17 protein-coding genes and 1 pseudogene are annotated in these 21,618 nt (G+C 62.4%); 7 read left to right on the forward strand and 11 right to left on the reverse strand.

Features of this window, described 5'->3' with window-relative positions; all coding sequences use genetic code 11:
• Positions 1–42 precede the first annotated feature (42 nt).
• On the reverse strand, positions 43–4,179 hold the full coding sequence (locus tag AYR66_RS14700; protein ID WP_088708103.1) for a CheR family methyltransferase: 4,137 nt from the start codon (positions 4,177–4,179) through the stop codon (positions 43–45).
• 163 nt (positions 4,180–4,342) lie between these two features.
• On the opposite strand from AYR66_RS14700, the gene AYR66_RS14705 reads away from it, so the two are divergent.
• Positions 4,343–6,463: a sensor domain-containing protein gene (locus AYR66_RS14705; protein ID WP_088708104.1), complete on the forward strand. Its 2,121-nt coding sequence runs from the start codon at positions 4,343–4,345 to the stop codon at positions 6,461–6,463.
• A gap of 1 nt (position 6,464) precedes the next feature.
• Here AYR66_RS14705 and AYR66_RS14710 read toward each other — a convergent pair whose 3' ends face one another.
• The 5 genes and pseudogenes from AYR66_RS14710 to glxR form a co-directional block, all read right to left on the reverse strand.
• Complete coding sequence (locus AYR66_RS14710) at positions 6,465–7,349, reverse strand: LytR C-terminal domain-containing protein (protein ID WP_088708105.1); 885 nt, start codon at positions 7,347–7,349, stop codon at positions 6,465–6,467.
• A gap of 403 nt (positions 7,350–7,752) precedes the next feature.
• The gene (locus AYR66_RS14715; protein WP_088708106.1) at positions 7,753–8,454 is read right to left on the reverse strand and encodes a GntR family transcriptional regulator; all 702 of its coding nucleotides are present in this window, start codon (positions 8,452–8,454) and stop codon (positions 7,753–7,755) included.
• A 199-nt stretch (positions 8,455–8,653) separates the two neighbouring features.
• A pseudogene (locus tag AYR66_RS30580) lies at positions 8,654–8,784 on the reverse strand (MFS transporter); the annotation flags it as partial.
• The gene (gene puuE / locus AYR66_RS14725; protein ID WP_088708108.1) at positions 8,781–9,740 is read right to left on the reverse strand and encodes an allantoinase PuuE; all 960 of its coding nucleotides are present in this window, start codon (positions 9,738–9,740) and stop codon (positions 8,781–8,783) included. The gene puuE and the pseudogene AYR66_RS30580, both read right to left, overlap by 4 nt.
• Position 9,741: 1 nt before the next feature.
• Positions 9,742–10,629: a 2-hydroxy-3-oxopropionate reductase gene (gene glxR / locus AYR66_RS14730; protein WP_088708109.1), complete on the reverse strand. Its 888-nt coding sequence runs from the start codon at positions 10,627–10,629 to the stop codon at positions 9,742–9,744.
• 275 nt (positions 10,630–10,904) lie between these two features.
• Here glxR and AYR66_RS14735 point away from each other — a divergent pair, with 275 nt between their 5' ends.
• The 5 genes from AYR66_RS14735 to AYR66_RS14755 all read left to right on the forward strand — a co-directional run bounded on the left by AYR66_RS14735 (position 10,905) and on the right by AYR66_RS14755 (position 16,527).
• Positions 10,905–12,146: an allantoate amidohydrolase gene (locus AYR66_RS14735; protein WP_088708110.1), complete on the forward strand. Its 1,242-nt coding sequence runs from the start codon at positions 10,905–10,907 to the stop codon at positions 12,144–12,146.
• A gap of 51 nt (positions 12,147–12,197) precedes the next feature.
• Positions 12,198–13,823 carry an HAL/PAL/TAL family ammonia-lyase gene (locus AYR66_RS14740; protein ID WP_088708111.1) on the forward strand — a complete coding sequence of 542 codons (1,626 nt, stop codon included), beginning with the start codon at positions 12,198–12,200 and terminating at the stop codon, positions 13,821–13,823.
• 115 nt (positions 13,824–13,938) lie between these two features.
• Positions 13,939–15,303, forward strand: a complete 1,365-nt coding sequence (locus AYR66_RS14745) for a sensor histidine kinase (RefSeq protein ID WP_088708112.1) — start codon at positions 13,939–13,941, stop codon at positions 15,301–15,303.
• Between the two features lie 3 nt (positions 15,304–15,306).
• The gene (locus AYR66_RS14750; RefSeq protein WP_088708113.1) at positions 15,307–15,936 is read left to right on the forward strand and encodes a response regulator transcription factor; all 630 of its coding nucleotides are present in this window, start codon (positions 15,307–15,309) and stop codon (positions 15,934–15,936) included.
• A 99-nt stretch (positions 15,937–16,035) separates the two neighbouring features.
• Positions 16,036–16,527: a GlcG/HbpS family heme-binding protein gene (locus tag AYR66_RS14755; protein WP_088708114.1), complete on the forward strand. Its 492-nt coding sequence runs from the start codon at positions 16,036–16,038 to the stop codon at positions 16,525–16,527.
• 51 nt (positions 16,528–16,578) lie between these two features.
• Here AYR66_RS14755 and AYR66_RS14760 read toward each other — a convergent pair whose 3' ends face one another.
• From AYR66_RS14760 to AYR66_RS14775, 4 genes are read right to left on the reverse strand one after another with little or no spacing between them, the layout of a single operon-like run.
• Positions 16,579–17,049: a nucleoside deaminase gene (locus tag AYR66_RS14760; protein ID WP_088708115.1), complete on the reverse strand. Its 471-nt coding sequence runs from the start codon at positions 17,047–17,049 to the stop codon at positions 16,579–16,581.
• 23 nt (positions 17,050–17,072) lie between these two features.
• Positions 17,073–17,408 (reverse strand): hydroxyisourate hydrolase, encoded by a 336-nt coding sequence (gene uraH / locus AYR66_RS14765; protein ID WP_088708116.1) that lies wholly within the window; start codon positions 17,406–17,408, stop codon positions 17,073–17,075.
• A gap of 31 nt (positions 17,409–17,439) precedes the next feature.
• Entirely contained in the window at positions 17,440–17,955 is a 516-nt protein-coding gene (locus AYR66_RS14770) for a hydroxyisourate hydrolase (protein ID WP_088708117.1), read from the reverse strand.
• Position 17,956: 1 nt separating this feature from the next.
• Positions 17,957–19,294 (reverse strand): MFS transporter, encoded by a 1,338-nt coding sequence (locus AYR66_RS14775; protein ID WP_088708118.1) that lies wholly within the window; start codon positions 19,292–19,294, stop codon positions 17,957–17,959.
• 175 nt (positions 19,295–19,469) lie between these two features.
• Here AYR66_RS14775 and AYR66_RS14780 point away from each other — a divergent pair, with 175 nt between their 5' ends.
• Positions 19,470–20,405, forward strand: coding sequence for a LysR family transcriptional regulator (locus AYR66_RS14780; protein ID WP_088708119.1), 936 nt, complete (start codon positions 19,470–19,472; stop codon positions 20,403–20,405).
• Between the two features lie 42 nt (positions 20,406–20,447).
• Here AYR66_RS14780 and AYR66_RS14785 read toward each other — a convergent pair whose 3' ends face one another.
• On the reverse strand, positions 20,448–21,497 hold the full coding sequence (locus AYR66_RS14785; protein ID WP_088708120.1) for a porin: 1,050 nt from the start codon (positions 21,495–21,497) through the stop codon (positions 20,448–20,450).
• Positions 21,498–21,618: the final 121 nt, after the last annotated feature.

Here is a 21,618-nt window from a genome sequence, read left to right on the forward strand (position 1 = left end):
CATCCGCCGAAGCAGGAAAAAATTCGACCCCGGAATCCTGGATTAATTGCAGTTCTGTCTCGACTGCATCAGGTGCGCCACGGTCTCGCGCAATCGTTCGATCGTCACCGGCTTGGTCAGGTGCGCCGAAAATCCTGCACTCATCGCTCGCTCGGCGTCTTGCGGGCGCCCCAGCCCGCTGAGCGCAATCGCCGCCACCGCACTGTCCGGATGCCGCTTCTTCACTTCGGTCATGAAAGAGAATCCGTCGATATGCGGCATGGCCAGGTCAGAAATGATCAGGTCCAGCTGCTTACCGGCGAGCATCTCCAGCGCCTCCTCCGCACTGTGCGCCACGCTCACTTCCGCCCCCTCTAATTCCAGCAGGTAGCGGAAGCTTTCGACCGCAGCCGCGTTGTCGTCGACGAGCAGGAGGCGCAGGTTTTCCAGCGCTTTGCGATGGTGATCAGGCCGCACTGCGCCATCGTCCTGCGGCTGCCCGCGAAGAGGCAGGCTGACACGGAAAAGACAGCCGCGATCCGGCCCCCCGGAAGAGGCTTCAATTGTCCCGTTGTGCAATTCCACGATGTGGCGTGCCAGCGCGAGCCCGATGCCAAGCCCGCCATTGCTCCGGCTCGCACCGCCTTCGCCCTGGCGGAACATGTCGAAGACATGCGGCAGAAAATCCGGTGAAATGCCTTTGCCGTCGTCGATGACCTCCAGCACGGCACTGCGCCCGGACTTGCCGAGCCGGATCGAAATGCGGCCGCCCGGACGGGTGAATTTGACTGCATTGTTCAACAGGTTGAGAACGACCTGGTCGAGCCGGACGCGATCCGCATGGACCAGCAACTGGGCATCAGCAATAGTGACGTCAATGTTCCGGTCGTGCGCTGCCGGATCGTCCTTGCATGCGCCACCCAAATCCTGCACCAGTGCGGAGAAATCGACCGTCGACAACGACAACGCGAGTTTGCCGGTCTGGATCCGCGACAGGTCGAGCACATCCTCGATCACTTTCGACTGGTTCGCTACCGCTGCGCGGATATTGTTGAGTGCCTTGATGCCCATGGGCGACTGTTGCACGTCCGCCAGGCGCGCCAGGAGCTCCACGTTCATATGGATCAGGTTGAGCGGGTTGCGCAATTCATGCGACATGATGGCGAGGAACTCGTCCTTCATCGCGCTCGCGTTTTCCGCGCTGGTGCGTCCCGAATGCTCGCTGGACAGGGCCGCCTCGCGCCGGCTTTCCATCTCGACGCGGTCGGTTTCGTCGCGCATGATCTTTGCAAACCCTTCGCGGCTGCCTTCCTTGAGCGGCACCATCACGCCACTGGCAAACAGGCGGCCGCCGTCCTTGCGTGCCACCCATCGCTGATCCTCGACGCGGCCCTCGTCCCGTGCGCGGCGCATCTCGCTTTCGAAGATGCCGCTGGCCCGGTCTTCCGGCAGCAGCATGATGTCCCCGCGCAGGCCTGTCACTTCGCTTTCGGTATAGCCGAAGATCAGCTCGGCTCCCCTGCTCCAGCTGGTGATGTGGCCGTCCGCGTCAAGCGTGACGATGCCGTAATCCTTCATGCTCTCGGCCACCAGGCGCATGCGCTCCTCGCCGGCGCGGAACTGCTCTTCCGCCTCGCGGCGGCTGGTGATATCGAAGAAGGTCATCACCGCGCCTTCGATATGGTCTTCCGTCGTACGGTAGGGCAGCAGGCGTGCGATGTAGTAACGTCCGTCGAGGCTGCGCACCTCGCGCTCGACCGGACGCAGGGTATCGAAGGTATCCGACGCATCCTGCGCCAGTTCCGGATAATTCAGGCGGTGCGTGATATCCAGCAGCGAGCGGCCGATATCCGTCGGAATGATGTTGAAAATATCGGATGCGCGCGGCGTATAACGCTTGATCCGCATCCCGCGGTCGACGAAGATCGTCGCGATGTCCGCCGAGGCGATCAGGTTGTTGAGGTCGTCGTTGACCTTGCCGGTTTCCTCGACCTTCGACTTGAGCTCGTAGTTGACGGTGCTCAGTTCCTCGTTGACCGACTGCAGCTCTTCCTTGCTGGTTTCCAGCTCCTCGGTCGCCGAACGCAATTCCTCGTTGATGGCCTGCAGTTCTTCGTTCGATGCCCGGAGTTCTTCGTTGGATACCTCGGACTGCTCGATGGTCTCCTGCAGCTGCTCCTTGGTGCGCTGCAGCTCTTCCTCGAGCTGCGTCAGCACCGCATCCTTCTTTTCCCCTTCGGACTGCGCCTCGTCGCTCATGGTCTGCTCGACCTCGTCGAACAGCACGAGCACAAGGTCAGCCCCCGCATCGTCGTCGCGGAAAGGACGCACCGTCATGTTGACGAAGTACAGGCGGCCGTCCCGGTTCAGGCGGACTCGGCGCGCCTCGACGCTCTTGCCGCTGCGCACCGCCTGGAAGAGCGCGGTGCGCAGTTCGACCCGCAGCTCGGGATGCACCAGCGACACGAGGTTGCGCGACGGTTCGCCGCCCACATGCCGCAGGAAGCGCCCTACCCGGTCCGACATGTAGACGATATCGGACTCGTGGTTGACGATGGCGCTCGGCGGAGCGTACTGCGCCAGGACGCGCTGGTGCACCTCGGCAAAGGAGAACTGGCGCTTGGCCGGGACGGGCGACACATCGAGGTGTTGGTGCCGCGTCGTCGCATAACCGGGCAGCGACGGCGCGAAGCGTCCGCGCGAAAGCGACTTTGCCTGGTAGATGCGGTTTTTCTTGTCGACCGGCGTGAAGATGTTCGACGTCAGGTCGGCAGACTCGGAACTGCCCAGGAAGAGATAGCCGCCCGGATTGAGCGAGAAATGGAACATCTCGAGGATGTGCGTCTGCATTTCCCGGTTCAGGTAGATGAGCAGATTGCGGCAGGAAATCAGGTCGAGCTTGGAGAAAGGCGGATCGCGCAGCACATTGTGCGGTGCGAACAGGACCAGGTCGCGGATCGACTTGCGGATCCGGTAACGGTCCTCTTCCTTGGAAAAATACTGCTGCAGGCGTTCCGGCGACACATCGGCGATGATCGATCCCGGATAGAGCGCGCTGCGCGCCGTACTGATCGCACGCTCGTCGATATCGGAAGCGAACACCTGGATTTTCGGCGGCTTGTTGACCAGCGCCGCCTGGTCGGCGAGTGCCATGGCGATGGAATACGCTTCCTCGCCGGTCGAGCAGGCCGGCACCCAGGCCCGGATCGGTTCGCCCGGATGCTTGGCGCGGACCAGCTCGCTCAGGACGGTGTTCTCGAGCGCCTCGAAGGATTCGCGGTCACGGAAGAAATTCGTGACGCCAATGAGCATGTCGCGCAGCAAGGCGCCGTGTTCGCTGGCATCGGATTCGAGGATCGAAAGATAGGCCGGCAGCGTCGACGCACCGCGCACCTGCAGCCGGCGCTCGATGCGGCGCAAGACCGTCGGGCGCTTGTAGTGGCGGAAATCGTGGCCGGTATGCAGGCGCAGGAGGCTGATGATCTTCTGCAATGATGCCTCGGCATCATCGCCGGATTCGGCCGGGTCCCCATGCAGGACGTCTTCCCTGTCCTCGATCGAAGGCAGCGCAATTGCCTGCGCATTGGCCCAGAGATCGGCCAGCTTCTGCGGCATCTCTTTCACGGGCAGGATGAAATCCACGGTGCCGGTCGTGATGGCGGCAAGCGGCATGCTGTCGTGCGCCGCTTCGCCCGGATATTGCACGAGCGTGACGCCGCCCTGCTCCTTGATCCGTGTAATCCCGACGGCGCCGTCCGACCCGGCGCCCGACAGCACGATGGCAAAGGCCTTGTCGCCATGGGTATCGGCCAGGGTGCGGAAGAAGATGTCGATCGCCGCACGCGCGCCCACGGGCCGGTCGAATTCCGTCAGCTTCAGGTATCCATCATTCATGGACAGCTGCCTGTTCGGCGGAATCACATAGACATGATTCATTTCGATCGGCGTGGCTTTCGTCACCATGACGACCGGCATCGACGTGGCGTGCTGGAGCAACTCGGCAGCCGAACTCCGCTGGTCTGGCGACAGGTGCAGCACGACCACGAACGCCATTCCAGGCATGGCCTGCGTTGCCTTCAGCAATCCCGTCGTCGCTTCCAGCCCGCCGGCGGAAGCGCCAATGCCGACGACAGGAAAATCCAGGGAACTGCGGACAACCGACGCGGCGTTGCCGGCGGAAGAATGCGACATCTTGCTCATTGGCTCGGTTTCATGACGAAAAGTGCATGAAGTTTAGACCATTTCGAGTCAATTCCCCTATGAACCGCACGGAATTGTTTTGCAATATGGCGATCAATTGCAGTTGAAGCGACACTACTCTTCAATTCATACGGAACAGAGACGGCAGGCCGCGGCGAGGCAAATGAAGACGGAGCAAACATTGATCGGAAACGGATTCCGCGAGGCACAGGCCACCGGGCCGCTTGAACGCCACCCCATCGTTGAAAGCCTTCGGGACGCCGTGATGGCAATCGATACGGATGGACACATCGTGTATTGGAATGCCGGCGCATGCCGCATGTTCCTCTATGACGCATCCGAAGCAATCGGCTGTGCGTTCACGCAGCTCCTCTCGGGCGAGTTCGCGGGTCAATTCCATGCGGCGTGCAAGCATGCGTCGGATTCCGGCCACTGGGAGGGCGAGCTGGTGGGATACAGGAAGGACGGCGTTCGCATCACCATGCTGAGCCGCTGGCACACTGACCGGGACGTCGATGGAAAGGCGGCCCGCTTTGTCCTGTCGAACACGGACATCCGCCTCTGGAACCGCTTCCTGGCTGATGCCGTGCGGAACTGGCAGCACAACTTCGACGTCTTGTTCGCCCATCATCCGGATGGCGTGGCCGCGTTTGACCGGCGCGGCGTCATTGCCTCCGCAAACAGCGCGCTTGCAGAGCTCACCGGACATCGTCGCGAAGACCTGGCCGGCCTTGCATTCGACGCACTGGTCGGCGATGTCGATGCGGAAATCGTCCTGGATGCCTTCCGCAAATCGCTGAACGGCGCACCGCAGACCTTCGAGTTTTGCTGCCGCCGCAAGGATGGCAGTACCTTGGACGCAAGCGTCGCCTTGGTTCCCAACATGCTTGCCCACCTCGTTGTCGGCGTCAACGGATTCATCAAGGACGTCAGCGAGCGAAAACGCAACGAAAGCCGCATCCTTTACCTGGCCAACCATGACGCGCTGACCGGCCTGCCCAACCGAAACCTCCTGCATGACCGCCTGCAACACGCGATCGAGCAGGCGCGCCGGCTCGGTAACGGGATGGCCGTGCTGTTCATGGACCTGAACCGCTTCAAGGTCATCAACGACAGCCTTGGTCATGACAAGGGCGACCTGCTGCTGTGCGCGGTGGCAAAACGCCTGCGGTCCGCCGTGCGGGACGTGGATACGGTCGCCAGGCTGGGAGGCGACGAGTTTGTGGTCGTGCTTGAGAACATCCAGGGCACCGCGCACGTGCAGCATGTCGCGACGGTATTGCTGGGCATCGTTTCCGAACCCCTCAACCTCGACGGGCACAATCTCAGCGTGACAACCAGCATCGGCGCGAGCCTGTACCCGGACGATGGCAGCGATCCTTTCGCCCTGCTCAAGCATGCCGACCTGGCGATGTACGCAGCCAAGGATGCCGGCCAGGGGATGTTCCGCTTCTACGAGCCCGGCATGAATGAACACGCACTGGCGCGACTGAACCAGGAAAACAGCCTGCGCCTCGCGATCGAGCGCGATGAACTGGTATTGCATTACCAGCCCCGGCTTGACCTGTGGCGGCAGACGATCGTCGGTGTCGAAGCGCTAGTCCGCTGGGACCATCCGCACAAGGGCATGGTCTATCCCGGCAATTTCATCGAACTGGCCGAGGAGACAGGCATGATCGAGGCGCTGGGGGAATGGGTGCTCCATGCCGCATGCAAGCAGATGCAGTCCTGGCAGGAACACGGACTGGCGCCAATCAAGGTGTCCGTCAACATTTCGCCGCTGCAGCTTCAGTCGGGCCGCATCACGCACATCGTTTCGCAGGCGCTGGAGAAAACCGGCATCGCGCCGGAATGCCTCGAACTGGAAATCACCGAAAGCAGCCTGATGCAGAACCTGGAGGCGTCAATGCGGACGCTGATGGAATTCCAGGAAATGGGCATTTCACTTTCGATCGACGATTTCGGCACCGGCTATTCCTCGCTCAGCCAGCTCAAGCGGCTGCCGATCGACACCCTCAAGATCGATAAATCGTTTGTGCGGGACCTGACGGAGGATGCGGACGACGCGACGATCGTCAGCGCCACCATTGCGATGGCGCACCAGTTGCACCTGCGCGTGGTGGCGGAAGGCGTCGTATCCTTCGAACAGATACGCTTCCTCCAGCGCTGCCAGTGCGACGAAATCCAGGGCTTCTTGCTTTGCCAGCCGTTGACCGCGCAGGAGGTCGAGTCCTTCCTCCGGACATCGCGGCTGCGCGGTATCGAATGCCGCTGGATGCAGTGAATCAGCTACCCTTGCGTGCAAGCAGGCCTTTGTCGCGGGCGGCCGCGCTGCCAAGCACGAGGCGTACGTCGTAGTCGTCCGCGCTACCGCCCGGATGCGTATTGGCGACCAGCGCGGGCGGCTGTGCGAAGACGCGGCTCAGGCGGCGCGCTTCCTCCTCGAAGCCATCACGGTAGAAGATGACGGTGCGGCGCTGCGAGCCCGCGGACAGGCTGGCCGTTTTTGCCACGGCCATGCCCGCCTGCTCCATGGCGACGGCAATATCCTTGGCGAGGCCGTCGACGCCGGTTCCGTCGGCGATCGCGATGCGCGCCGAAGAAGCGACTTGTTGTGCGGGAGCAGCAGGAACTGCGGGCGCAGGCTGCGCAACGGCTGCAACCTGCGGCACGGCCTCTGCAACTGGGGACGTTGCTGCGACCGGCGGGGTGGCGACAGCAGGCTCGGCTGCCTGTGCGGCAGCAGGAGGTTCTACCCCTTCAATCATGACGCGGGCGACAGGGGCAATACGTTGTTCCAGCGTCGACTGCGCCCCTACAACAAATACGGGCGCGTCCGGGTCGAGCGTGGTGGCCGGTGCTGCGGGCGCCTCGGCAACCGGAGCGGCCGTCGACGGTTCCGTGTGCAGGACGAGCGGCTGTGTGGCCACATACCAGACCAAGGCGCCGAGCGGCGCAAGCATGAGCAATTCGAAAGGCGTCCAGCTTTGCTTGGCCGGGGTTGACGTGATGTGCGCGGTCGTCGATGTCATGGTTCCACCTGTGCTTGAAAGCGAAAGTACGGGCGCTTTGCCCAGCATGCCCCGGACGCGCCGCCGAAGCAGGATTCGCCCCGTCGCCGGCGTATAGCCGACGCGCTGGCGTGCCGCGGTCATTTTTGCGTAGGACATGCTTTCCTGTCCGCCCTGACGGAAGGCGCCGGGCCGGAGTGTCAATATCGGGGGCCGAACGCCGCGGAAATGCCGACGGCGTGCGACACGGGATTCGCCTCCAGCCGCCCGTATGATTACATAACCGGGGAGCAAGGAAACGTCTTGCGACGGGGATTATGAATGTTGCACAGCAACACTGCCATAACCGTAGTCAAGGAATTCGCGAACTGACACATGAAGCGCCGAAAACGCCTTTGCGGTCGACTTTCCCACAATTCCTGTGGTCAATTCTGTGGACAAGTTGCAGGTGAGCAACCCATCTTATTGATTTTCAAGGAAAATTTTGCGTTGACTAAAATCAATGCAAAGCACAGCCGAAATTTTTCGTACCGCCGAAGTGACCCAATCGTTCTTATCCAACCTATGCGAGCAGCGCGGCGATCAGGTCTTTCCTTGCATCCTTGGCGCCGGTATCAAACTGCAACGCAGCTTCCACATGGTCGAGGTGGGAAAGCATGCAGCTGACCGCCTTGTCCACCTTCCCGGCCTTTGCCGCCGCCAGGAAGTCCGCATGCTCGTCGGATGAACAGACCGCATCGCGGTCAGACTGGTACAGCATCGTGATCAGCGAACTGCGCCCGACCAGTTCGGCCAGGATTTCGGCCAGCACCTGGTTTCCGGCGATTTGCGCGAGCAGGACGTGGAAATCGCCAAGCAATTGCGACCTCATCTTCGAATCCTGCACTGACAGTGCGGCGCGCTCGCTTTTCAGGTGGTTTTCCAGTGCCTTGTAATCCTTGGCCTGTGCCTTGGCGACGAATTCCTTCACCACTGCCGCTTCGATGATGCGCCGCGCGGCAAAAATCTCGCGTGCGTCCTTTTCGGTGGGCTGGCTGACGAAGGCGCCCTTGTCCGGGACGATGTCGATCAGCTTGTCCTTCGACAGCAGCAGCAGCGCCGCCCGAATCTTGGTCCGGCTGACAGAATAGACCCGCGCCAGCGCTTCTTCGCGCAGCTTGGTCCCCGGCGGCAGCTTGCGGCCAGCGATGGCGGCGGCGATGTCGTTCGCGATCTCGTTCGCGCTTTGCGCCGCACTGTCTTTTTCTTCGTTGGCTTTTGGCATCCGGGTCATCCGCAACAGTTATTTCCACACCATACCGGACGCTCGGGCGGGGACAGGCGCCCAGCCGGTATAGCTGCTATGAATTTGCAACAATAAAAGTATACATTTAATGCACGCTTATTCTTGTATCCAATGATTGGATACGAGCTTTACCGATACGGGAAGATGCCGGTGCAAAGCGCATTGCAATGACGAGCTGGGCATTGTCCATGCCGGTTGCCATTTGGATCGTGTCGAGCAGCGGACCGATCGCCGCGAGCGCCGACCGCAAGTTCATGCCCGGCAGTGCGAAGGCGACGAGCACCAGTCCGGATGTGCCTCGCCGTTCATTTGCTCCCGTTCCCGGCTGCTTCCCAGGGATGGGTCTCGATCCAGTGGTTCGCGATGTCGATGCGGCGGCAGACCCAGGCATGCTCATGCGACTGCACATGATCCAGGAAGCGCTGCAGCGCGCGAAAACGCCCCGGCCTGCCGAGCAGCCGGCAATGCATGCCGATGGACAACATCTTCGGACGGTCCTCCTGTTGCGGGTCGCCCTCGGCGTACAGCACGTCGAAACTGTCCTTCAGGTACTGGAAGAACTGTTCGCCAGTGTTGAAGCCCTGCGGTGTTGCAAAGCGCATGTCATTGGCGTCGAGCGTATAGGGAACGACAAGATGGGGCTTGCTCGTACCGTCGGAGAGTTCCACCTCCGTCCAGAAAGGCAAGTCGTCGCCGTAGTAATCAGAGTCATACGTGAATCCGCCCTGCTCCACCACCAGCCGCCGGGTCTGCGGAGAATCGCGCCCGGTGTACCAGCCGAGCGGCGCGTGCCCGGTCAGTTGGCGCTGGATGTCGATCGCGATGCGCATGTGCTCGCGCTCGGTGGCTTCATCCATGTGCTGGTAATGAATCCAGCGCCAGCCGTGGCATGCGATTTCATGGCCGAGTTCAACGAATGCTTGCGTGAGGTCGGGATGGCGCTGCAAGGCCATGCCGACACCGAATACGGTCAACGGCAGCTTGCGCCGCTCGAATTCGCGCAGGATGCGCCATACCCCGGCACGCGATCCATACTCGTAGATGGACTCCATCGACATATGCCGTGCCTCGTAAGCCGCGGCGCCGACGATCTCCGAGAGGAACTGCTCGGAGGCCTTGTCGCCGTGCAGCACGCAGTTCTCGCCGCCTTCCTCGTAGTTCAGCACGAACTGCACGGCAATGCGTGCGCCGCCGGGCCAGCGCGCGTGCGGGATGTTGCGGCCGTAGCCGATGAGGTCGCGCGGGTAGGTGTTTGAATTCTGCATGTCAGGCTTCCGCAATCTGGTGGTTGGACAAGATCTCGATCGCACGGCACAGCGCCGAATGGTCGAGACCGCTCATGCCGTTGGCGGCGCAGGCGTTCATCAATTCCTGCGCGGTGGCGGTATTGGGCAGCGACACGCCGAGCGCCTTCGCGCCCTGCAGCGCGAGGTTCAGGTCCTTCTGGTGCAGCTCGATGCGGAAGCCCGGATTGAAGGTGCGCTTGACCATGCGCTCGCCATGCACTTCGAGGATGCGCGACGAAGCAAAGCCGCCCATCAATGCCTGCCGCACGCGTGCCGGATCGGCGCCCGCCTTCGATGCGAATAGCAGTGCTTCGGCCACTGCCTGGATGTTGAGCGCGACGATGATCTGGTTCGCGACCTTGGTCGTCTGTCCGTCGCCGTTGCCGCCGACCAGCGTGATGTTCTTGCCCATCAGCTCGAACAGCGGCTTGACCGTGTTGAAAGCACTTTCCGGTCCGCCGACCATGATGGTCAGCGATGCCGCCTTGGCGCCAACTTCACCGCCGGACACCGGCGCGTCGAGGTATTCGCAGCCGAGCGCATTGATGCGCTTGGCGAAATCCTTGGTGGCAATCGGAGAAATGGAGCTCATGTCGACCACGATCTTCCCCGCCGTCAGTCCCTCTGCCACGCCATGCTCGCCGAACAGCACCGACTCCACGTGCGGCGTGTCGGGCACCATGAGGAAAACGATATCGGCGTTCTGCGCGACTTCCGCACCTGACGCGCAGAGGGTCGCTCCGCCGTCGATCAGCGCTGCCGGCGCCTTGCTCCTTACATGCACGAAAAGCGAATGTCCGCCCTTCTGCAGATGCCCCGCCATGGGCGCCCCCATGATGCCCAATCCTATGAATCCCAGTTTTGCCATTGTTTTCTCCATTCATCATTAAGAGCCTGCCGAGGAACACTGCCCTCCCCGCCATGATGATGCTATAGGCAAGCAATTTGCCTGATAAGACGAATAACCATCCGCTTATTCGATATTCCCGGTACGGAACGCGTTCATCCACCCCGCGGAAGATGTGAAATCCCTTATGCGAACTATAACAGCCACGATCGATAATATACAACATACGCACACTATTTTTGTATACAATCATTGCATTCGAAAACCAGCTTCGCACAGAATACGAAGGAGACTCAATGATTCAGGCGACAGACAAAGGGGCACGCATCATGCGCTGGGCCGACGAGCTCGCCCGGCATACGGAAGCGCCCGGAATGCTGACGCGCACCTACCTCACCCCGGCACATGGTGGCGCGGCAAACCAGCTCGCGCAGTGGATGCGGGAAGCCGGCATGACCGTGCGGCGCGACAATGCGGGCAATGTGATCGGCCGCTATGAAGGACAGTCGCCGGACGCGCCGTCGCTGCTCACGGGATCCCATTTCGACACCGTCCGCGACGCGGGCAAGTACGACGGCAACCTCGGCATCATCCTGCCGATCGCCTGTATCGCGGAATGGAACCGCCAGGAACGCCGCTTCCCGTTTGCGCTCGAAGTCATCGGTTTTGCCGAAGAGGAAGGCGTCCGTTTCAAGGCCACGCTTCTGGGCAGCCGCGCCATTGCCGGCAGCTTCGACAAGACAGTGCTCGACAAGCGCGACAATGAAGGCCGGACGATGCGCGAAGTCATGACTGCCGCCGGGCTCTCGGCAGACGCGATCGACGGCTGTGCGTTTGATCCCGCCAAGGCGCTGGCCTTCATGGAAGTGCATATCGAACAAGGACCTGTCCTGCTCGACGAAAACCTGCCCGTCGGCGTGGTGACCGCCATTTCAGGCGCCTCACGCTTCATGGTGACCGCGGTCGGCCTCGCCGGCCATGCGGGCACCGTGCCGATGACACTGCGCCGAGACGCGGCGATGACGGCGGCGGAAATCGGCCTGACCATCGAAAAGCGCTGCTCCGGCATTCCCGGCCTCGTCGGTACTGTCGGACAACTCGAAGTGCCGAACGGCGCCGCCAACGTCGTGCCGGGCAAAGCCGTGTTCACGATTGATATCCGCGCCGAAAGCGACGATGTCCGCCTTGCAGCGGTGAACGACGTCATGGCGGCGATGCGCGACATCGCCGCACGCCGCAATGTCAGCCTCGACATTCACCAGACGCATGAAGCGAAAAGCGTCCCCTGCGCCGGCTGGCTGCAGGAACAGCTCGCCAGCGCGATTGCCGGCTTCGACCTGCCGCTGCGCCGCCTCCCTTCCGGCGCGGGGCACGACGCGATGGCGCTGGCCGGGCTGACTGATGTGGCCATGCTGTTCGTCCGCTGCGGCAATGGCGGCATCAGCCATCACCCGGACGAAACGATGACCGCCGAAGACGCGGACATCGCCGCCAGCATCTTCATGCGATTCGTCGAACACTTCAAGGCGCAATCCTGACCGCCGACAGTACGAAATATCCTTTCAACAGACACACTTAACGGAACAGATATGACCACCATCCACATCGACGGCTTCACCCTCACCGCAGAACAAGTCATCGCGATCGCCCGCGACCCGCAAGTCAAGGTCGGCCTCGCCCAATCGTCGCGCGACGCGCTCAAGCAAAGCCGCGACTACATCGAATCCACCTGGATGCACGATGATGCGCCGATGATGTACAGCTTCAACACCGGTGTCGGCCTGTTGAAAGACACCCGCATCAAGGTTGAGCACATCGAACTGTTCCAGACCCAGATGATCCGCGCGCACGCCGCCGGCATGGGCGAGCCGTTCTCCGAAGAAGTCAGCCGCGCCACCATGCTGTTGCGCGCCAATGCCTTCGCCAGCAACTATTCCGCCCCGCGTGTCGAAGTGGTCGACCGCCTGCTGGCCTTCATCAATGCCGGTATCCATCCAGTGATGCCGCAAAAGGGATCGGTCGGCGCTTCCGGCGACCTCGCGCCGCTGTCCTACCTGGCAGCCGCCATCGCCGGTTTCAATGAAGCGGAAGTGATGTACCAGGGCAAGCGCATGAGTGCGCCGGAAGCGATCCTGAAATCCGGCGTCGGCCCGGTGCAATTCGACCTCAAGGCCAAGGACGCGTCAGCGCTGATCAACGGCTGCACCGTGTCGCTCGCGGCGGCGGTGCTGGCCGCGCACGATGCGCGCAACCTGCTGTCCGATGCCTGCCTGTCGCTCGGCCTGACGCTGGAAGCGATGCGTGCCGAAATGGCCGGTTTCGACGAGCGTATCCACCTCGCCCGTCCGCACGCCGGCCAGGTCAAGACCGCCGCCATCATCCGCAACCTGCTCAAGGGCTCGACCCGCACCACGCACGAGGCGCGCGCCGTGCAATTCCCCGATGAACTGCGCCGCAGCGACATCCCCTACACGCCGCGCATCCAGGATGTGTATTCGCTGCGCTGTGCGCCGCAAGTGTACGGACCGGTCTTCGATGCGCTCGATTACATCGACACCATCGTCGCCAAGGAAATCAATTCCGCCACCGACAACCCGCTGATCTTTGGCAAGGATGGCGGCGGTTTCGAGATCATTTCCGGCGGCAACTTCCACGGCCAGTACCTCGCGCAGGCGATGGACTTGCTCGCGATGGCGATCACCGACCTCGGCAGCATCTGCGAACGCCGTATCGCGCGCCTGATCGACCCCACGCTGTCGTGGGGCTTGCCGCGCAACCTGATGACCGGCATCCGCGGCGTCAATACCGGTTATCCGGTGGTGCAGTGCTCGATGAGTTCGCTGGTGATGGAAAACCGCACGCTGTGCATGCCGGGCAGCGTCGACAGCATCCCATCCAAGGGCAACAGCGAAGACCACATCTCGAATTCAACCTGGTGCGCACGCAAGGCGGCCACGGTGGTTGCCAATACGCAGTACATCATCGGCGTGGAAATGCTGCTCGCCGCGCAGGCGCTGACGATGACCGAATCGCTGCTGCCGGGCTTCGTTCTGGGACAGGGTACGCAAGCCGCGTACGAAGAAGTGCGGCGCCAGATTCCGGCGTGCCTGGAAGGCGACCGCTGGTTCCACAACGATATCCAGGTGGCGCAATCCTTCGTGACCAGCGGATCGGTACGTGCGGCGGTGGAGAAGAAGATCGGCCGCTTCGTCTGAAAAATAGTTCGTCCAGAGAAAAAAGTAGGGTGCGCCCCGTGCACCGGTGCCCTTGCTACTGCAATGGTGCGCATGGCGCGCCCTGCCAAATCATCCGGACGCTCACTCAACCTCTATGGGCAAGCATGAAGTCCTGACCTGGGCCGCACTCTGGCTGGCACTGAGTGCCGCATCCACCACATGGCTGTCGCGCAGCGAACTGGACGTGCTTCAGCACCAGTTCGAAGCCGACAGCCGGATCGCGCACCGCCTGCTTACCCAGCGCGCGGTTCAGCACGACGCCATCCTCGCCACCCTGGCCGCTGGCGCCCCGGGCTGTGCGGAGTCTGTACGGCAGCACATCATGCAGACCTTCCCGCACATCACGGCCATCGAGTGCGAAAAGCAGGAACACATACGCTCGCCGGAAACATCGATCGGCCATGGACGCTACTGGCTGACGCTGGACAACGGCGGCACTCGCTGGGCCTTGCAAGCCGATATCCAGAAAATGATCCCGCAAGGCGAATGGCCGTCGACGCCGATCCAGGCTGAACTGCACCAGGGACGCGACCGCGTGGTCCTCCAGGAAGACGCGCCGGCCGCCGGCCCCTGGACGTTCCACTTCTCCAAGCAACTCTCGTCGGACAGCCAGCCATTCACGCTGACAACCAGCCGGCATGCGGGCTGGAGCGACTTGCCGTGGACATCGATCTCTGCCTGCGTCCTCGCCATCACGGCGGCCCTCGGCGCCGGCATCGCATGGCGGCTTCAGGCGATCGGCCGACGGCGCGCGGAACACTTGCTTCGCCTGCGCAAGGTGGAACGCCTGAACACCCTGGGCGAACTCGCCGCCGGCATGGCCCATGAACTGAACCAGCCGCTGACGGCAATCCTGGCCAACGCCCAGGCAGCCAACCGCCTGCTCAAGACCGAACCACCCGATCTCGCGAGGACCCGCGACGCCATCGCGCACACCGTGGTTCAGTCCAAGCGCGCAGCCGAGGTCATCTCCCGCTTGCGCGGTGCCATCGGCCATACCCCTGGACGGATCCGGCCGGTGTCGCTTAATGAAGCGGTCGCAAATGCCCTGCACCTTCTCGCACCGGAAATCCGTTCTCGCCACGTCGCGCTGACACAGGAAGCATCAATGGCGGCCAGTGTCCATGCCGATCCGGTGGAGCTCGACCAGATCCTCCACAACCTGCTGTGGAATGCGTTGCAGGCCCTCGAACAGGTTGACGCCGACGAACGCCGCCTGCACATCCGGATCGCATTCGATGCGCGTCATGTCACTGTGCGTATCGCCGACAGCGGCCCCGGTATTGCCCCGTCAGCATTTCCGCAATTGTTCATCCCCTTCTTCACCACCCGCGAGAACGGACTCGGGCTCGGCCTGAGCCTGTGCGAAACGCTGGCCGGCGGCATGGGCGGCACCATCAGTGCCGCCAACCGCACGCCCCGTGGCGCCGAATTCCTCCTGTCCTTGCCCCATCCATAAGCAATGAACGGACACCCACTTTCGCCCGTGATCTACCTGCTCGACGATGATGCCGCCGTCAGGCAAAGCCTTTCGCTGCTGCTGTCGACGGTCGGCATGCAAGTCAAGGCCTACGCGGATCCCGAAACCTTCCTGCGTGAATTCAACCCGGATTGGCCCGGCGCGATCCTGCTCGATGTGCGCATGCCCGGCATTGGTGGCATGACGGTGCTGGACCGCCTGGCGGCGATGTACGTGACGCAGCCCATCATCATCCTCACCGGCCATGGCACGATCGACCTGTGCCGTCGCGCCTTCAAGGCGGGCGCCGCCGAATTCCTCGAAAAGCCGGTCGACGACGAACTGCTGATCGACACGCTGCAGGATTGCCTGAAAACCTACCTGCTCCACAGCGGCCGCATGCTCGCCGAACGGCAGGCGCGGGAGCGCTTTGAGCGGCTTTCCGAACGCGAGCGCGAAGTCCTTGGCATGATCGTCGCTGGCATGACCAACCGCGAAATCGCCCGCGCGCTCGGACTATCTCCGCGAACAGTGGAATTCCATCGCGCACGGGTTGCCGAGAAGCTGGAGACCACGACGCTGGCGGAAATGATCCGCCACTACGCGCTGCTGGTCGAGACCGAACCGGTATAAATACGAGGCCGCCCGCGTACCCGCCCGATTTGCCAGCGCGCTCGAAATGTCTATGCTTTCAATACGGCTCGCATGGGCCGCTTATCCAAGGAGAATGTCATGAACACCATCGAGAAGAGCGTCGCGATTGCCGTCCTGTCCGCAGCAGCCGCCCACGCCGGCGCGCAAGTCCGTACCGAGCGCAATATCAGCCTGGAGCTGGCCAACCAGATCGCCGGCGCCGCCGTCACCGCCTGCACCGAGAAAGGCTATGCAGTGGCCGCCACTGTCGTCGACCGCGCCGGCGTCGTGAAGGCCGTGCAGCGCGCCGACAACGCCGGCCCGCATACGCTTGCATCGAGCCAGCAGAAGGCCTACACCTCCGCGTCCGCGAAGAACTCGACCCTGGCCATGATGGAAGCGGCGCAAAAGAACCCGGGCGCGGCCAACCTGGTCTACCTGCCGGGATTCCTGCTGCTGGGCGGCGGCCTGCCGATCAAGGCGGGGAACGATGTGATCGGCGGTATCGGCATCGGCGGCGCGCCCGCCGGAAACCTTGACGACCAGTGCGCACAGGCGGCGCTGGAGAAGATGAAGGATCAGCTGAAGTAAACGAAAACGGACGGCGCCAACCACGAGCCGTCCGCACACACTGCTATTTTCTTACTGCGGCGTCTGGCACTTCTGCCACGCTTCATACAGGTCTTCACCCTCGGCGCGCACCGGCACGCCGGACAGCTTCATGTCACGCTGCCCGACCGGCTTGGCGAGTTCGATGTAGCCCCGCTCCGCCGACAAGTCGTACGGCGCACCATCCTCGTTCGAGTACGCGTAATACACCTCCTTGACGCCGGACAGGTACATTGCGGTCAGGCACATCGGGCAAGGATAGCCGCTGGCATACACCGTGGATCCGCGCAGGTCGGTATGACCCTGCACCTTGGCTGCCTCGCGCACTGCCTGCATCTCCGCGTGCGCGGTCGGGTCGCAGGTCGCATCGACCTGGTTCACCGACCTGGCGAGCACCTTGCCGTCCCGTACCAGAACGGCGCCGAAAGGCCAGGTCTTCCGTTCGCGAACGTTTTCCATCGCGAGCTGGATCGACTCGAGTAGGTATTTCTCTGTGTGTGACATTGCATTTCCTGTTGAAGTTGCGCTCAGCTGCCGCGGTAGGTCGAAAAACACCACGGCGAACAGAGCAAGGGGACGTGGTAGTGCTGCTTGGCGTCGAAGACGGTGAAACGGACCGGGATCTCTTCCGAGAACACGTTCTCGTTCTTGAAATGGGCGCCGACATAAAAGCGCAGTTCAAAATCGCCGACGCGGGTCTGCTCCGGTGTCAGCATCGGACCATCGGTGCGGCCGTCCGGATTGCTGCGCACGCTCTTGAGCAGCGTCGGCGGCGTGGTTTTCAGGTCATACAAATCGATCTGCATGCCGGCGATCGGGCGGCCGGTCGATATGTTCAATACGTGTGTCGTGATTCCTGCCATGTCATCTCTCCTCGAATGGGAACAAGTTGTCTCAGCTGCCGCGGTAGTAGGTGTAGTTCCACGGGCTGAACTGGATGGGCAGGTGGATGCGCTCGGCGGTATTGCGGACCTGGAAGCGGACCGGCACCTTGGACAGGAAGCCCGGCTGCGGCAGCCTGGCCTGCTTCATCGCGAAGTAGTCGTCGACATGCAGCAACACCTCGTAGTTGCCTTCACGGTAGGTATCGCCGATCAGCAGCGGCTCGTCGGAACGGCCGTTGGGATTGATCGTGACGCTGCGGATCGGCACAGGGCGGCCGTTTTCGATCGAAGAAAAATCGACGCGCAATCCGACCGCAGCCTGGCCGTGGAAGGTGTCGAGGATATGGATCGTCAGGCGCGGGCTCACCCCGTGCAGGACGATCGGGCCGGACGATTGTGCGGCGGACGGCGCCGCCGGGGTGGTCGATGCCAGCGCACTACGCGAAACCAGCGCAGCGCCTCCCAGTGCCAGGCCGGCGACGGCAAAACGCCGGCGGTCGGGGTTCTTGATGCTGTTGTCGTTCATATCACTCCTCCTTTTTTAATTTGCGTGCAATACAGCTCAACACGAGTATTGCCGCGATTGCTTCTACTACGGCTACAACATAGAGTCCCGGTGAAACCCTTCCGGTCGCGTTCTTGATCAGCCCCATCAGGTAGGGCGCGCCGAAGCCGGCCAGGTTGGATACGGAATTGATCAGGGCCACGCCGATGGCGGCGGCGCCGCCGGCAAGGTAACGGTTGGGCAGCTGCCAGAACACCGGGATCGCGCTCATCGTTCCCACCAGCGCCAGCCCCATCGCCAGCAGCGGCAGGAGTGCGCCCCTCCCCGGCGTGTCCAGCAGGACCGCAAGCGTGCCCATCGCGAGTGCCCCGACCAGTGCGGCACCGCTGAAATGCCACCGGACTTCGCCGTGCCTGTCCGAATGCGCGCCGTTCAGGATCATTCCCGCGGCGCCGCACAGATACACTGCGGCGGCGATCCAGCCGACCGCCATCGGCGAGGCATAGCCCGTTTCCTTGACGATGGTCGGGATCCAGAAAGTCAGTGTCGAATTGGCGCAGAGCAGGCAAAAGAAGATGGCGATCAGCAGCCACACGACGGGATTGCGGAACAGACTGCGCCAGTCGCTGCCGCGCTCGCCCATTTCCCGGTTGTCGCGATCCAGCGCGTCCCGGATCAACCGCTTCTCGTGCTGTGCCAGCCAGCCGGCGTGCTCGGGCTTGTCGGTCATGTAGAAGTACGCGGCGACGCCGGCGAGGACGGACGGGATCCCTTCCAGGATGAACAGCCATTGCCAGCCATGCATGCCGTGGACGCTGCCCATCGATGTCATGATCCAGCCCGCGATCGGGCCGCCCAGCACGCCGGCGAGTGCCGACGCGGACATGAAGGTGCCGAATGCTTTTGCGCGCCGCTGGCTCGGATACCAGTAAGTCAGGTACAGGATCATGCCCGGGTAGAATCCCGCTTCGAACGCGCCGAGCAGGAAGCGAAGGATGTAGAACTGCATCGGCGTGGACACGAAGGCTTGCACCATGCAGATCAGCCCCCAGCCGATGGTGATGCGCATCACCGTTTTCCTGGCGCCGATCTTTTGCAGCAAGGCATTGGAAGGCACTTCAAACAGGAAATAGCCGAGGAAGAAGATGCCCGCGCCAAGGCCGTACACCGCTTCGCTGAACTTGAGGTCGTCGAGCATCTGCAGCTTGGCGAAGCCGATATTGACGCGGTCGATCCAGGCCAGGATCCATAGCGCCCCGAGGAAGGGCAGCAAGCGCCAGGACACCTTGCGGTAGACGGCATCCTCTTCGGTCTGCTCCACGCCGGCGTAGACGGGAAGCTCCTGTTCTCTGGTCGTCATCTTGTCTCCTTTGCATGGCTGCTTCATCCATGGCAGCCTGTATTGAAGGCAAGTATAGGAAGCCGTACCCCGAAAGGAAACGCGAGGGCTGTTATAGACCGAATAGCAGAACCGATATTGGAAAACCTGTTGCCGGACGCGAAAATCAGCCCACCTTCCCTTGAGGCGAATTGCCATGATCCGGGCCGACGACCCTTTCGATACCTATCTGCTGCGCGTCCTGTGCACCGTGATCGCCGAGCAAAGCGTGTCGCGCGCCGCCATCCGGCTGAACCAGTCGCAACCGGCCATCAGCGCCGCCCTCAAGCGCCTGCGCGCCATCTTCAACGATCCGCTGCTGACGCGGGACAGGAACCTGATGGTGCCCACGGAACGGGCAATGCAGATCGCGGCGCAGGCGCGCACGGCCTTGAACCTGCTGGATGGCTTGCTGGTCTCGGACAGCAGCTTCGACCCGGCGTCGACGGAACAGACCTTCACCATCGCGATGCCGGACTACCTGGCGCCTGCCTTCTTTGCCCATGTCGCGCGGACCTTCCGCGTTAGTGCTCCAGGCGCCCGGCTGATTGCACAGCCGTTAGTAGCACAATACGACTACGAACAGGCGCTTGCGGACGGCACGGTCGATATCGTCATCGGCAACTGGCCGAATCCGCCGGAACACCTGCACCTGTCGGTCCTGCTTGAGGATGAGGTCGTCTGTGTGCTTGCGCAGGACAACCCCTTGAGCCAGCCCGGCAAGCTGACCGCAGAAAGCTATCTGCGTGCATCGCACATTGTCCCGGTGCCGTATTCGCGCGGACAGCGCGGCGTGGTCGAGAGCGGACTGGGCACGATGCGCGTCAGCCGCGACCGCCGTATTCAGTGCCCGTACCTGAGCGTGGCGCCCAGCCTGCTTCCCGGCACCGACCTCATCCTGACCACGGCCCGGCACTTCGCGCACTACCATGCGCAGCGGATTCCGCTGGCCGTCGTGGCGTCGCCGATTCCGTTTCCATTCATGCGTTTTTACCAGCTGTGGCATCCGGCGCGGCATCGTTCTCCGGCGCATGTGTGGCTGCGCGGCGTACTTACCGCGGCCGCGCGCGAGCTGAAGGTGCTTCTGGATTAAGGAAGCGGCCGGCGTTGGCGTAGCTGCCGGCCGCTAATTGCTTTAAAAGGTATGGCGAACGCCGATGTTGACGGACCGGTCGCCGCTTCCGGCATCAGTGGCGTTGCCGGCAGTGTAGAAGCCAGGGGCGTTGTTGGCGGCGGTGTTGTCGATGTGCGCGACCGAGGTGTACAGGTTGGTGCGCTTCGACAACGCATAGGTATAACCCAGCGCCACCTGGCTGGCATCGTTGCCGGCCGCGGTCCGGTCGGACTTGCGGATGTACGATGCGAGGAAGGTACCCGCGCCCACCGGCGCACTCAGGCCAATCATCAGGTCGCGCGTATCGGCCTGCGCCACGTTCGTATTTCCGGCGACGGCGTTCTTGTTGAGCGCATAGGCGCCGTGCACGGCAGCAATGCCGAAGTCATACTTGACGCCGAGCGTGGTCACTTTCGAACTCGACGTTGCGCCGGCATTGTTGACGTTGTTATGCGCCAGCCGTACCGCCAGCGGCCCGGCGGTATAGCCGACCTGCCCAGCCAGGGTGCGCAGCGACGAAGTGTCTCCCGCGGTCTCGCCAAAGCCGTAGGTCATCTCGGCCATCATTCCGGACGTCAGCGGCGCCGCGTACTTGATTGCATTGTTGGTGCGCGGACCGCCGCCGGTAGCCGCGGTTCCCCCTTGCGACATAAGGTTGCCCGCATTGCCGGCGAGGCCACATGCAAACGGGTCGATCACGCCGCACAGGGACGTAAAGATTGGCGTGTATTGCCGCCCGAGCGTGACAGTCCCGAATGCGCCCTTGAGGCCGACAAACGCCTGGCGTCCGAACAGCGCCCCGCCCTGCAATGCCGCTCCGGTATCGAGCGCAAAGCCGTTCTCCAGTGTGAACAGCGCGGACATGCCGCCGCCCAGGTCTTCCGCTCCCCTGAAACCGATGCGCGAGGCATTCTGCATGCCGCTCGTCACCTTGGTGACGGAACCGGCAGCACCTCCGCGCTGATACTCGACGCCACCGTCGATCAGGCCATATACCGTGACGTTCGATTGCGCGGCGGCCGTGGCGGACACCATACCGAGCGCGATCAGGCAGCCAGTCATTTTTCTCATTCAAGTTCTCCCTTATTGTTTATTTGAGGTTTGCTATCTGTTCCGTCAGACGAACACGGGGCTGCCTTCCTTCTTCCAGGCATGTGTATCGTCAGACGGGGAACATGGAACCGGGTGGAGC

It is taken from the genome of Noviherbaspirillum denitrificans (genome assembly GCF_002211445.1).
Classification (GTDB): Bacteria; Pseudomonadota; Gammaproteobacteria; order Burkholderiales; family Burkholderiaceae_D; genus Noviherbaspirillum; species Noviherbaspirillum denitrificans.

Bases quoted from the DNA above. Each gene is read 5' to 3' on its own strand.
- glxR (WP_088708109.1), bottom strand. From the start codon at position 10,629: ATGGCAAAACTGGGATTCATAGGATTGGGCATCATGGGGGCGCCCATG.
- AYR66_RS14775 (WP_088708118.1), bottom strand. From the start codon at position 19,294: ATGACGACCAGAGAACAGGAGCTTCCCGTCTACGCCGGCGTGGAGCAG.
- puuE (WP_088708108.1), bottom strand. From the start codon at position 9,740: ATGCAGAATTCAAACACCTACCCGCGCGACCTCATCGGCTACGGCCGC.
- AYR66_RS14745 (WP_088708112.1), top strand. From the start codon at position 13,939: ATGGGCAAGCATGAAGTCCTGACCTGGGCCGCACTCTGGCTGGCACTG.
- AYR66_RS14785 (WP_088708120.1), bottom strand. From the start codon at position 21,497: ATGAGAAAAATGACTGGCTGCCTGATCGCGCTCGGTATGGTGTCCGCC.
- AYR66_RS14750 (WP_088708113.1), top strand. From the start codon at position 15,307: ATGAACGGACACCCACTTTCGCCCGTGATCTACCTGCTCGACGATGAT.
- AYR66_RS14710 (WP_088708105.1), bottom strand. From the start codon at position 7,349: ATGTCCTACGCAAAAATGACCGCGGCACGCCAGCGCGTCGGCTATACG.
- AYR66_RS14735 (WP_088708110.1), top strand. From the start codon at position 10,905: ATGATTCAGGCGACAGACAAAGGGGCACGCATCATGCGCTGGGCCGAC.
- AYR66_RS14740 (WP_088708111.1), top strand. From the start codon at position 12,198: ATGACCACCATCCACATCGACGGCTTCACCCTCACCGCAGAACAAGTC.
- AYR66_RS14760 (WP_088708115.1), bottom strand. From the start codon at position 17,049: ATGTCACACACAGAGAAATACCTACTCGAGTCGATCCAGCTCGCGATG.
- AYR66_RS14755 (WP_088708114.1), top strand. From the start codon at position 16,036: ATGAACACCATCGAGAAGAGCGTCGCGATTGCCGTCCTGTCCGCAGCA.
- AYR66_RS14715 (WP_088708106.1), bottom strand. From the start codon at position 8,454: ATGCCAAAAGCCAACGAAGAAAAAGACAGTGCGGCGCAAAGCGCGAAC.
- AYR66_RS14700 (WP_088708103.1), bottom strand. From the start codon at position 4,179: ATGAGCAAGATGTCGCATTCTTCCGCCGGCAACGCCGCGTCGGTTGTC.
- AYR66_RS14705 (WP_088708104.1), top strand. From the start codon at position 4,343: ATGAAGACGGAGCAAACATTGATCGGAAACGGATTCCGCGAGGCACAG.
- AYR66_RS14770 (WP_088708117.1), bottom strand. From the start codon at position 17,955: ATGAACGACAACAGCATCAAGAACCCCGACCGCCGGCGTTTTGCCGTC.
- AYR66_RS14780 (WP_088708119.1), top strand. From the start codon at position 19,470: ATGATCCGGGCCGACGACCCTTTCGATACCTATCTGCTGCGCGTCCTG.
- uraH (WP_088708116.1), bottom strand. From the start codon at position 17,408: ATGGCAGGAATCACGACACACGTATTGAACATATCGACCGGCCGCCCG.